The 12,688-nt window shown below is 60.4% G+C and carries 7 protein-coding genes and 2 pseudogenes; 5 read left to right on the plus strand and 4 right to left on the minus strand.

The features are described from left to right. Positions 1 to 148: 148 nt before the first annotated feature. The 3 genes from XI08_RS33630 to XI08_RS46455 form a co-directional block, all read right to left on the minus strand. Complete coding sequence (locus XI08_RS33630; protein ID WP_271577691.1) at positions 149 to 3,451, minus strand: acetoacetate--CoA ligase; 3,303 nt, start codon at positions 3,449 to 3,451, stop codon at positions 149 to 151. Positions 3,452 to 3,614: 163 nt separating this feature from the next. Then, entirely contained in the window at positions 3,615 to 4,286 is a 672-nt protein-coding gene (locus XI08_RS33635) for a class I SAM-dependent methyltransferase (RefSeq protein WP_271577692.1), read from the minus strand. Between the two features lie 794 nt (positions 4,287 to 5,080). Beyond that, positions 5,081 to 5,752 carry a glycosyltransferase family 4 protein gene (locus tag XI08_RS46455; RefSeq protein WP_442869882.1) on the minus strand — a complete coding sequence of 224 codons (672 nt, stop codon included), beginning with the start codon at positions 5,750 to 5,752 and terminating at the stop codon, positions 5,081 to 5,083. Between the two features lie 618 nt (positions 5,753 to 6,370). Here XI08_RS46455 and XI08_RS33645 point away from each other — a divergent pair. The 4 genes from XI08_RS33645 to XI08_RS33660 all read left to right on the plus strand — a co-directional run bounded on the left by XI08_RS33645 (position 6,371) and on the right by XI08_RS33660 (position 10,362). After that, positions 6,371 to 7,114, plus strand: a complete 744-nt coding sequence (locus tag XI08_RS33645) for a WecB/TagA/CpsF family glycosyltransferase (RefSeq protein WP_271577694.1) — start codon at positions 6,371 to 6,373, stop codon at positions 7,112 to 7,114. A gap of 11 nt (positions 7,115 to 7,125) precedes the next feature. Further along, on the plus strand, positions 7,126 to 8,331 hold the full coding sequence (locus tag XI08_RS33650; RefSeq protein ID WP_271577695.1) for a glycosyltransferase family 4 protein: 1,206 nt from the start codon (positions 7,126 to 7,128) through the stop codon (positions 8,329 to 8,331). Beyond that, a complete protein-coding gene (locus tag XI08_RS33655) occupies positions 8,328 to 8,723 on the plus strand; it encodes a hypothetical protein (protein WP_271577696.1) in 396 nt (131 codons plus the stop codon). The genes XI08_RS33650 and XI08_RS33655 overlap by 4 nt, the downstream gene beginning before the upstream one ends. Positions 8,724 to 8,907: 184 nt before the next feature. Further along, positions 8,908 to 10,362, plus strand: a complete 1,455-nt coding sequence (locus XI08_RS33660; protein WP_271577697.1) for a lipopolysaccharide biosynthesis protein — start codon at positions 8,908 to 8,910, stop codon at positions 10,360 to 10,362. Positions 10,363 to 10,939: 577 nt separating this feature from the next. On the opposite strand, the pseudogene XI08_RS46080 reads toward XI08_RS33660, so the two are convergent. Continuing rightward, a pseudogene (locus tag XI08_RS46080) lies at positions 10,940 to 11,854 on the minus strand (NAD-dependent epimerase/dehydratase family protein). 457 nt (positions 11,855 to 12,311) lie between these two features. Between XI08_RS46080 and XI08_RS33675 the strand changes: the two are divergent. After that, positions 12,312 to 12,494, plus strand: a pseudogene (locus XI08_RS33675) (transposase domain-containing protein); the annotation flags it as partial. Positions 12,495 to 12,688 lie beyond the last annotated feature (194 nt).

The raw sequence follows: 12,688 nt of genomic DNA on the forward strand, positions 1-12,688 counted from the left end.
GACGCTGAACACGGTCCTGATATGAGCAGGTCGTGAAAGGCAACGCCCTCGTCCTTCTGGAGCCGCTGAGGTAAAGAGTTGCTCCTGCGGATCGGTGCCGGGCAGGGACTCGACAGCCTTCTCAACTTGGGTGAGGTGAGGGATATGTTCAGGTCGAGTTGGCCGGCAGTGCGGCCGCCTGTGGCGCCTTGCTTTCGAGCCGCTCCAAGAAGCCGCGCAGATATCCGATTCCACTCGTCCGATGGTAGTAGTCCCTGCCGTGCGAAACACGAGCGAGAAAGTAGTCGACCATGGGGGTGACGTCGACGAGGACGAACGGAATATATCCCCGCAGATAGACACGTTTCACGATGCCCAAGCGTTCCATCTCCGGATAGCAGTGGCGTGGGTCGATCTGTGCGCCGAACACCGGGTTGTGCAAGAACACGCTGACTCTGCGCTGCTGACCGCGCCAGTCTACGACGCGCATGTCGGCAGGCCGTTCGAGATAGGCCTTGACCGGGAATTGGTCGCGCAGAATGCCTTCGACTATGTGAATTTCGGTCAGATGCAAGCCGTCCAGCTCCATGAACAGCACTTTCCCGCCGCGGCGATAGAGGCGGCCATAGGGACCGTTGAGGTGAAACGGCACGGGATCGTCCTCGTGCCCGGCGGCCCAGTCCTCGGCATTACTCCCCCACAACGCCACCGGATGAGTGGGGTGCACGCTGCGCGTCGTGCCGCGGCTGCGTCGGAATACCTCGTTGATCAATCCCATCTGCGAAGGCGTGCGGCGCACGTCAAAGATAGGATCCGTCGCTGCGTACTCCGACATTGAGCCGCGGAACGGCGACGTGTTCATCCAGAGCAGCCCCCTGGGCGTCACTCGTTCCTTGAGGTGCTCGAGCAGCGCAGGTATGCCTCCCTGGATTTGGGCGAGCACGGCACTATGCGAGTGGATGCTCAAGCGATCGCCGCTGCCGATCCTGAGTTGATCGAGCACCGCTTCGACTTCTTCCAGCTTTAGCGGGTGACCCGCTGCCAACTCGCGCCGGAAGCGTCCTGCGTGTCTGTTTCGATAGAAGCGACGCGCCCGATTGAACAGCGGTGAAATCATGTGTCGTTTCACATTGTTGCGCCACGTGGCCGCCTCGACTCGCGGCAAGGCCTCGTCGAGGAAGCGGCAGACCGGCTCCTGGTCGTCCGGACCCCAACCAGAATGCTGCGCCGCCATTGCCTCAGCGCCGATAGGCAGTACCGCGGCCAAGCCTTCGACCGACGGCGCCGACAGAAAAGCCGAAAGGGGCATGGGACGCCCAGCATAGCCCTCGATCTCGAGCAGCAGGTTCACCGCTGCCAGCGAGTCCGCGCCGAGGCCAAGAAGATTATCGGACCAGCCGATGGGCGAGACGCCCAGCACGTGCTCGCAGATCGCCTGCAGGTCCTGCCGCAGCCGGTCACCATCCGGGATCGCCCCATGGTCTGGCGCCGGCGCTCGCGATACCCGGACGGCTGCAGGCGCGAGGACAGCCGGATGCTTGGCAATCGTTTCGAGGCATTCGGGGTTCTGCAGGGCATCACGGTTCCGTACAGGGCGGCCATTCACCGCATCCCGCGCAGCCGCCTCGGACCGCTTGCCGCTAAAGGTCACGGGAAGTGCCGCGACCTGTGCGATGCGCGCCGGCACGAAGGCAGGAGAGCCGCAGCGCGCAAGCTCCGAGCGGATGTGCTTCGCCAGCATGTTGTCGAGCACCAGGCCTTCGCGCAGCACGACCAGCAGAACCATGCGCGAGCCGCCCGCCTCCTCCTCGGCCTGCTGCTCGACCGCCATTGCCTCGCGGATCTCCTCGATGTCAGCGAGAATGCGGTAGATCTCCGCGGTGCCGATGCGGATGCCGCGCACATTGAGAACCCCATCGGAACGGCCATGCAGCCGCCAACCGCCATGGGGCGTCGCCTCGATCAGATCGCCATGCGTCCAGAAGCCGGGGTTCTGGGCGAAATAGGCGGCATGGAAGCGCGTGCCGTCGGCGTCACCGTGAAAGCCAAGGGGGCGCGAGGGGAACGGGTTGGCGCATACTAGCTCGCCGACCCGCGCCTGCGGATCGTCGGGCGGCAGCAGCGAGCGGACATCGAGGCCGAGGCTGCGGCACTGCGCCTCGCCGCGATGGACCGGCAGGTTCGGATTGCCCAGAACAAAGCAGCCGATAATGTCGGTGCCACCCGAGATCGACTGTAGCGGCATCGTCGCTTTTACCTGACCGCCGAGCCAGTCGTACTGGCGGGGATACAGGATGGAGCCGGTGGAGAGCACAGCCCGCAGGTCGGAAAGGTCGAACACCCGTCCGGGGGACAAGTCTGCCTTCTCGCAAAAGTCTAGATAGGCAGGGTTGGTGCCAAAGACGGTCACGCGTTCCTCGGCAACGATCCGCCAGAAGGTCTCCGGCCCTTCGAGCGGTCCATCGTAGAGAACGAGCTCCACGCCGGAGGCGAGCGCGGAGAGCTGCCAGTTCCACATCATCCAGCCGCAGGAGGTCTGGAAGAACAGTTTGTCGCGGGGGGCGAGATCGCAGTGCAGTCGGTGCTCCTTCACATGCTCCAGCAGGGTGCCGCCGGCACCGTGCTGGATGCATTTCGGCGGGCCCGTGGTGCCGGAGGAGAACATCGTGAACAGGGGCTGGTTGAACGGGTGGCGCAGCCAGCCCGGCCGGTCCTCGCCACCAACGGAATCGCGGAGCAGATCAGCGAGCCTGTGCAGGGGCACCGTCCTCTCGCCGCCGGGAAGCGAGCCGTTGTCCAGCGAGACGATCGCGGCGAGGCCCGGCAGGCCGGCTGCCGCTCCGGCGACGCGCGCGGCGACGGGGACGCCCAGGTCCCACGGCTCTGCCCGGAGACAACAGAGCAGCACCACGGGCTCGAGAGGGGCGAAGCGTGCGAGGATAGCGGGAACGCCCATGTCCGGCGCGCAGCTGGCGAAGGTCGCGCCAAGGGCAGCGGTGGCCAGGGCGGCAATGACCGTTTCGGCATTGTTGCGTGCGATCGCCACGACATGGTCGCCACGGCGCACGCCCAGCCGCTGCAGCGATGTCGCCAGCCGGGCGACCGCGACGCGCAGTGTGCCACGCGTGAACCGGTCGCGGCTGCCACCGGCGTGGCAGGCCGTCAGGACCGGCTGGTCGGGACCGCCAGCGAGGAGGCACTCGGCGTAGTTGAGGCGGAGATCCGGGAAGAAGCGGGCGGTCTCGCAAGCATCGCCGACACAGACCGGCTCGACCGCACCCTCCCGGGGCAAGTCGCACCACTCGAGGAAGAGGCGCCAGAAGCTGCGGAACTCCTTCACTGAGAAACGGTCCATCGCGGCATGATCAGGCAGGTGCTGGCCAGTCCGGTCCTCACACCACTCCCTGAAGGCGATCAGTTGCGAATGCGGAACCTGATCGTTGGGACCGAGCACCACTTTCTCGAGAGTCATCCGAAAGCCTTTCCCCTCTGATCAGGGGCAGTCCTCACGCGTCCAAAGTGACACTTCTTGGCCGACTGAGCAAAGTTGTCCAACCTCTCATCGTCGCTCTATCTGAATCTATCGTACAGAACACGCGCCGCAGAAGCCGGAAGCCGCTGCCCGTGGTTAGGCCTCAAGCCTTGACCGCCATCAGGGACTTGGTCATGCAAAGATAGCGCTCGCGATATATCTTTGCGTCAGGGAAAGTTTCGGCCATTTCGCGCCAATCGAGCAGATACCACTCCGGATCGGTTGACGCGAACCAGAAGCGATTGATGAATCTGAACAGCGCAATCTGCAGCCTTCGCGGCAGCAACACGATGATGCCCGGAAGACAGGTGTGACTCTCGATGAAAAAGTAGCGATATGGCGTCTGGACGTAGAACCGCTTTGCGACGCGCGCGATCTCGCGGGCAAATTGCCCCTGGCGTTCCCGTGCGATCGAGCGAAAAGCGGCATCGCCCGTGATGTTCCAGACGTCGTGCTTCGGCGCGGTCACGTGCTCGATCACCGACGAGCAGAAACAGAAATCAAATTCCTTATCGTGGAACGGCAGATTCCCGGACTCCTGCAACAGCACGGTCTTGTAGCCATAGGTCTCCCGAGCTGCTTTCAGGTCTCGTTCGGAGATGTCGCAAACTGTGATGTCCGAGTGACACGGCAAGACGTCGTGGATGTGACGCCCGGTCGCTCCACCCAAGTCAAGGATTCTCGCGTTGAGAGGCAGATCCACCACGCGCATCAGGAATTGACCGCGTCGCTTCCGTGCCCTTGAAGAAATCCGATCTTGAAGTTGTCTCAGCATAGTCGCGGCTCCCTCCGGATCGACCATAGCAACTTTTCAAGGCGAAGTGGATACTTACTGTTGGAGTATTCGGCAGCCTGAAGGGCCGGCACAATACTCACAACGGGGTAGCTACAAGGACCGGTTGTTAGAGTACCCTACGAAAGGACGCCGCTTGCCTTCGCGTCTATCGAGGTGGCATTCATTTCTTGGAACATATCGAACTTTGAGCCAAACGGATCACGCGCTGCGGTGGACCACAGTTTGACGGAATTGATGACCGCCGCTTCTGTTGAGCTATTTGATACTCGCTCAAGTGGCTGCAACGAGAAGGATGGACGATTGTAAGCCTTGCTGAGTGTCTTGATCGGCTGGCTCGAAATGACTGATCGAGTCGCTAGGCCGTCCTTACTTTCGATGACGGGTACCGAGACAATGTTTCGGTAGCGCTACCGATCCTCGAGCGCAATAGCGCTGCATTAATATCTACGTGCTGACCGGCGCACTGACGCGGCGCATGCAATCCTGGTGGCTCGGAATACGCGAGCTAGTTCGCTGGAGAGAAGAGATAGCAATCGATGCAGTTCCATATGGAGGTCCGTGTGCGTGCGGTTTTACGAGAAGAGCATCTTGCCAATGAAGTGGGGGTTGGGACGATAACTGGTCAACTGACCGTGTCGGGTCGTTACGGCGCTCGCATAGCCATTCGCGCTGCCCCCGCATTGGGGTGAGCAGTGCAAGTGACTCGGAAATGTCCTTTGCTGCTCGAAATGAGCGGGGTTCGGGCGGCAGCGCAAACGCTGGTCGCGCGGCGGTCACGTCGGAAGCGGTGAGAAGATCCTTCTCGCCTGGCCCGACCGACAATGGGCTGAGGCGTCTTCGGAGGGGGGCTCGTTATGATTCTCGTCCGAACCGGCGCTGCAATGATCGCGCCGCCGGAAGCGTACGCGCGATTGCGCTTGTCCAAGAAGAGGCCAGGGCCGGCGGTTACACAAGTCTCTCGGAGACTCAACGCCGTGCAGCCTTCCGCCAAATCGACGCCAGGCGCTTTCATATCGTTCCGCATGGTCGCGGCGGGCGGCGTCGCCCAGGCGCCGCCTCAACGCTCCATCTTCGAGCAATCGTTTAAGCGCATTGGCAAGCGCCTCAGCGTCCCCCACGGGCACGAGGAGCCCGTTGCGTTCGTGAGCAATGACTTCGGGAACAGCACCAGCAGGTGTTGCGACCACAGCTGCACCGTAAGCGTAGGCTTCGATGATCGACATTGGCAGACTTTCGACAAACGATGGGAGCGCGAGAATATCGGTCTGCTGGAGCAGGGCCGCGGTTTCTGAAGGGCCGAGCCAGCCCGGGAAGTCCACGCGATCGGCGATTCCGAGCCGTTGAGCCCGATCGCGGGTTTGCTGGATTTCTCCGCTTCCAGCTGTGATAGCGGTCCAGTTGGTGCGGCATGCCAGCTTTCCGAGTGCATCAACGAGTTGTGGCACACCCTTTCTGGATCAAGGAAACCAAGGAGGGTAATGCGAAGCTGCCCGGATTTCGACCGCCGCCGATTTGGTTGGCCCGGGGAGGTGCCTGCGTTCAGAAGGATCGTGATTTTATCTCGAAGGCTGGGTCGCTCGACCTTGACGCCAAGATCTCCGCGTTGGTCGATTGTATCGATGATGAGATCCGTAAGGCGATCAATTCCTCCTCGCCCCATGCGGGCCGTAGGGTGTAGCTACGATCAAGCAAAGCGCCTGCGGTCCGACAGAACACGATTGCGCTGCGTTCTCGCGGTTCGCCCGGACGCTCGCCGTACTGAGACGAGGTTCGCTCCAATAGCCGCGCTACTGAATATCCCTGGCCGCCTCGTCGAAATTTGTAATGTCGGGCTTCCTCGACGGGCAGTACCGAAAATCGGTTCTTCGCCGAGCTACCCATAATTGGGTAGCCACTCAGCCCCAAGGTAACAACCCTTTTGGTTGCACTTGCTCAGCACATTCCAAGCCTATTGTCGCCGAATGAAAAGTGCGGTGTTCGGATCTAGCTGCGTCCGCATGACGGCCGCCAGAGGGGTAACGATGCGTGCGTCATTTTTAGGATGCCCGATTGATGTCCTGACGATGGCCGATACGGTCGAACTGGCACACAGGGCGATGCGTAGCCGGCAGCGTTTGCAACATGTTGCGCTCAATGTCGCCAAGTTCGTCAGCATGCGCTTTGATCCCGTGCTCGCTGCCGATGTCGTTCGTAGCGATGTGATCAGCATTGATGGCATGGGCATCGTGTGGGGCGCACGGGCACTCGGGCTGCCCGTCAAGTCGCGCGTGACTGGCGTCGATCTGCTCACCGAGATTCTTGCACTCTGTGAAAGGGAGGGATTCAAACCGTATTTTCTCGGAGCGACTCCGGGTGTGTTGCAACAGGCCGCGCGGCGAGTCCTCGACAAGCATCCTTCGATTGCGTTCGCTGGCCTCAGGGACGGCTACTTCACACGAGAGCACGAGGCCGACGTGGTCCGTGAAATTCGGTCTAGCCGCGCCGACTGCCTGTTTATCGGCATGCCTTCGCCGCGGAAGGAGCGCTTTCTTGCATCCCATCGCGATGCGCTCGGCGTGCCATTCATCATGGGTGTCGGTGGTTCGTTCGATATCCTTGCCGGCGCAGTACGGCGGGCGCCGGTTCCCATGCAGCATCTCGGGCTCGAATGGCTTTACCGTGTTTATCAGGAGCCGGGACGCATGTGGTGGCGATATGCCAAGTCCAATACGCTGTTCGCCGGCATTCTGGCCCGAGCCATTTTACGCCAAAGCCTAGGCATGGCGCCGCGAGCGAACAGCTGGCTGCCGCCCGGAACGGTTCGGTAGGAAAAGAATCCATGGCGAACTCGCTTGGGGAGCACGAGGCAACAACACTTAAAGGCATTCAGTCTAAGAAGTTCACCAAGCCGACCGCAGCCATGAAGGTGTGTTTCGTCGGTTTCGAAAACCTTCCCGTCCTTGCCCGCGAATACAACCACTATGGTAGTGGCGGGGCGCAGTTACAGCAGACGTTGCTCGCGAAAGCACTCGTTGCTCGCGGATACCAGGTTTCCATGGTCGTCGGGGATTACGGTCAGCCAGACGCAGCAGCCTGGCACGGCGTTTCGACCTACAAGGCGTACCGTCCGGATGCGGGTCTTCCGGTACTTCGTTTTGTTTATCCCCGCTGGACCGCAACGTGGGCGGCGTTGATGCGGGCCGATGCGGACGTTTACTACACGAGTTGTGCGGGCATGCAAGTCGGCTTGGTCGCGATGTTCTGCCGCCGGCATGGACGTGGCTTCATACACCGCTTGGCACACGACACCGATGCCGATCCTGAACGACTGTTGATTCGCTATACCCGAGACAAACAACTGTACAAATATGGATTGAGACACGCTCATACTGTCCTTTGCCAGCACGCGGGCCAGCAACGCGCGCTCATTGAAAATTACAAGGTGACGAGCGTGGTCGCAGACCCGCTGGTGGATCCCCCGGGTCGGCGGCTGGATCGTGATCAGCGCGATTTGGAAATTCTTTGGGTCAGCAACCTGAGTGCCTTCAAGCGGCCCGAACTCGCGATCGAGTTGGCGCGTCGCATGCCTTCCCGGCATATCCACATGGTCGGTGGTCCACAACCGGGTTTTTCCGATCTGTACAGCAAGATCGAGTATGCCGCGAAGAGACTGCCGAACCTGACGTTTTGCGGTCGCGTGCCTTATCACGACGTAGGTGACCTCTATGACCGCGCCAAGGTCTTCGTCAATACCTCCGACACGGAGGGTTTTCCCAATACCTTCCTTCAGTCTTGGAGTCGCGGCGTTCCTGTAACATCATTTTTTGATCCTGATGGACTTATCAGTCGCGAAGGCCTGGGTGTCTCGCTCCGGTCCATCGATGAGATGGCTTGCGTTGCGGAGCGCTTGATTGCCGATGAAACGGAATGGCGAAAGGTGTCCGCGCGGTGCAGGAGCTATATGGACCGGAAGCATGGCGATGACGTGGTGCTGAAGCCCTACGTCGCAGCAATCGAGGAAGTGGTTCGCCGAAGGAAAAAATGACGCGCGTCGAGCAAACCGCCACAGCTTTTCTTGTCACCTCCCTGGGGGCGGCGCAGAAGCATACGCTTCAGCTTTTCAACTCGATTGAGAAAGGCCGATTCCGGGTTGCACTGCCTTATTTGAAGCGTGCGGAGCATGTGCTCGCGCAGATCACGCCGGACTGCGCTTCACAGGAGTGGTGCGCAGATTTCCGCCGCGGGTGGGATTTCCGCGGCCTGAATCGGCTGTCCAAATGGCTGCGCGGTTTCGATTCGGAGGTGCTGGTGTGCGTCAATTCCTATCCGCTATTCTGCAGCCACCTGGCAAGGATGCTGGCGCGGGTGCGAATTCCGATCATCGAAATCTTCCACGCACGAAACTGGCGCCCGACGAGGACAGGAAGATGCGGCTGATTTAATCAGCGACCGGTTCAACTACGTCAGCGAGGTCCAGCGAACGATGTGGGAATCCCGCGATATCAGTCACGACCTCGGACGATGCGATCGTCAGCGCATCCATGAGCACCTTTCCTTTGCTCCACACGCTGGAAGTACGAAGGTCTGCTGGAGAGGGCCGCACACAGGAGGCGCGCTCGGCATGAGATTGGGGGTTCGCCGCAAGGCAGGATTTCTCGTGGCTGCGGGGCTGCTCGACTATGCTCTGCAGTTGGGGGTACCTGTCATCTTGGTCCGCCACCTGACCGCGCAGGAGTTTGGGGACTACCGCCTGGTGTGGCTGGTCGCCCAGACAGGGTTGATCCTCTTTTCCCTGTTCCTGCCGCAGTCCCTATTCTACTTCCTGCCGCGCGCCGCTCCCGGAACCCGCCCAAAGCTGGTGGGCAACACGTTCGCAAGTCTCTTGGCCCTTGGGGGGCTCGCCATTCTGTTGCTTTTAGGGCTGATGCCGGTCTTGCCGAGTTCGATTGCAGGCCTCCAGCGTCACTCGCCCCTCGTTCAGATTTTCGTCGGCACTTGGATATTGGCGTCGATTCTTGATGTCTTGCCGACGGCGGACGGAAAGGCGGAGTGGGGGGCCTGCGCAACGATCGGGTTTGCGATAGTCAGGACAGCGGCATTGGCAGGTGCGGCAGTCGCATCTGGCGATGTCGGGTTTATTCTGGTGGTGATGTGCGGCCTAGCCATGCTGAAGGTCGGGCTAGCGGTCTTCTATGGCCTGTTTGCCGCGCAGGAACGGGGTCTCGGATTCGACGGCCAGTTGGCCCGCGCGCAGTTGAAGTATTCGCTGCCCTTTGCGATGGCCAACGGTTTTTTCGCCTTGCGCGCGCAGGCCGATCAATGGGTCGTGGCAGCGAACTTCTCGAGCTCGGCCTTTGCACTCATCTCGATTGCATCAGTGGTCACTCTCTTCGCATCGTTGGTCCGACAGCCTCTGGGAAATGCGGTTCTGCCCAATTTCAGTTCCCTGGTGAGCGAGGGCAACCTTGATGGCGCCCGCGAGCTGGTATCGAAGGCGTATCTGCTGCTGGTATGCATGCTGCCGGTCTACGGGGGGCTGATAGCGACCGCGGACGACCTTGTGGAACTGATCTATACACGCGAGTATCTCGGGGCAGTGCCGCTCATGCAAATTTATTTATTGGGGCAGATCGCAACTGTTTTCGGGGCCGGCCACCTGCTTTGGGCGTTCGGATTCGGCCGGCAGGCCGCGACGACCGGCGCGATATCGCTTTTGCTGTCAATTGCCGTGAGCATCCTTGGTCTCCAGTTATTCGGCCTCGCCGGTGCGGTTGCAGGAAGCATCGCCGGTCTCGTTCTTTGGGAGTGGTGGGCGTTGATCAAGGTCGCCAAGGCACTCGGAACCAGCATCGCCAAATTGATACCTATGGATCAGACCTTGAAAGTCGCCCTTGTGGTTGCGGTTGGTGTGCTGGCCGCTCACATTGTCTCCTATGAGCTAGACACATCCGTTTTTCTGCGACTCGTGGCGAAGTCTTCGGCTTTTATGACGACCGTGCTGCTTGGGTTCGTGCTCACGAAGGTCCATCACTCCGTGATATCTCTCGTTCGTGGCGCGAGTGAAAAAGCGCCTTAGCAATGCTTGAAAATGCTGGCGCAGGACACGAACTCAGTCGCCTGGTCGACCGGGTCGCCTTCGGTAGGCCGACTTCTCGTACCTTCCCTCGTGTACTTGGAGGCACGAGCGAGCACGGTCAATGTGAAATGCAGCGGGGTGAGCGGACAGAAAATATCACCGGACGCGAATTGCATAACCCCACTGGGCTTAGTTGCACCGGTCAGCTGGCTTGACCCGAGGATAAAGGAGTTACTCTACACGGCTCAAGCTGCCAGAATCTCTTCGAGCGCCGGCCAGGGGAGGTTGTGCTCAGCCTTTCCGGGGACGAGAGAGTCGCGGAGGAAGTTAAGGAAACGTCAGGTCTGTCACTTTGAGCGGAACGGGCGGTGTACTCGGCCCGATTTGCTCTCGCGTTGTTGAGGGCAGAATCAATGGCATCCGTCAGGGACGTTGGCCCAAACTGTTATTAAGTTGGTCCGGCGCGGCGGAGAAAAAATTCCGAAGTCGTTAACCAGAGGCCTTGGCAGCCTGAAGGTTGCGCACCGCGTTCCGGCCCAGCCGCACATGATCAAAGATCGGCTCATGGCAGTCCGCCCTAGATCCTGTGATAATCACGATACCATTTCACAAACTGGGCGATCCCGTCCTCGATTGCAGTTTGCGGCCGAAAGCCGATGGCGCGTTCGGGATCGGCGACGTCGGCATAGGTCGCCTTAACGTCGCCGGGTTGCATGGGCAACATCTTCTTCACGGCTTTTCTGCCGAACTCCTGTTCCAGCAGCGATACCACGTGCGTCAGCTCTTCTGGGCGATTGTTGCCGATATTGTAAATGCGCCAAGGCGCGCTGCCGGTCGCTGGATCGGGGTGGCCGCCGTCCCAATCCGCTCGCCCTTGCGGCGGGCGATCGATCAGGCGCACGACCGCCTGGCTCACGTCGTCAATAAACGTGAAATCGCGTCGCATCTTGCCGTGGTTGAAGAGCTTGATTGGCTCGCCCGCGAGAATGGCGAAGATGAACATGGCCAGTCGGGCCGACCCCACTGCCCATAGACGGTGAAGAAGCGCAGGCCAGTCGCCGGGATGCGATACAGATGGCTGTAAGCATGTGCCATCAGCTCGTTGCCTTTTTTTGACGCCGCATAGAGGCTGACGGGTGGTCGACATTGTCGCGCACCGAGAAGGCAATTTGGTGTTGGCGCCGTAGACCGATGAGGATGACGCGAACACGAGATGCTTGCAGCCGCTATGGCGGCAGCCCTCCAGCACGTTCGTGAAGCCTTGAAGGTTGGCATCGACATAGGCATGAGGATGTTGCACCGAGTAGCGGACGCCCGCCTGTGCGGCAAGGTGAACCACCAGGGCGGGACGATGCTGTTCGAACAGAGATTTCGATGCCGTGCGGTCCGACAGGTCGAACTTCCCAAAGGTGAACCCGGCATCACCCTTGAGCAGCCCAAGGCGCGCTTCAACGTGAAATCCGATAAAGCCGGCGACGCCGGTGACGAGTATCTTTTATCTTTTCCTTCGGCATCAGAGCGGCCACAATTCGATGCCCTCGGGCTTTAACGCACGGTCGAGCTCCATTTTGACGTCGAGCACGAGCCCAAGCCTTCGCGCAGAAACCGCCGCATGAGCACCCAGCCGTCAACATAGTGATCATGAGCGACAGCCAGTATGACGACATCGGCAGGTGTCAGCACTTCCAACCTCTTCAACCCGATCCCATCTCCTCCTCGACGGCGGCAGCATCTGCGCACGACATTGACGTTGCTCCCCCGGCCAGGCGCGAGCACAGGACGATTGATTGGCCTCACTTTATGGTGACCCTTCACAGCCAGATACACAGCATCTCTTTGTAAGCACTCCTTCCGAGTGAGGCTCCTCCCGGAGAAAGTCACAAAATACAGCAGCAACTTGGCTTAACCCAACGGCTGCAGCCAAGGAAGGGCGCTGCTATGGTCCTCCTGGTTGCGACGAGGGTGCGGAGAATTGGGCATTGCTGGCTTCGCTGATTGAGACGTGTAGGCTCAATAGCGTCAGTGCCGAGCACTGGCTTGCCGACGTTCTCGCGAAGCTCGTCAATGGTTGGCCTGCAGCACGACTGGACGAACTGCTCCCCTGGGCATCGACCTACACGATGCATGCATAGGATCCGAGGCCGGCAGCATGAGCCTCAACACGACCGCGGTCCGGATCAAGGTGACCCTCTTGTCGGAAAAATGGAAGCCGCGTCGGCGCACCATGCGGTCAAAATTAGACGTCAAGCGCCAATAAAGGGCCGCTGAGCTACGCTTACCGCGCCGGGCAAACCATGCAGACGGAGTCTTCGATCCGAGCTGCAAG

The sequence above is a fragment of the Bradyrhizobium sp. CCBAU 11361 genome (assembly GCF_028128935.1).
In the GTDB taxonomy this organism is placed as follows: Bacteria; Pseudomonadota; Alphaproteobacteria; order Rhizobiales; family Xanthobacteraceae; genus Bradyrhizobium; species Bradyrhizobium niftali.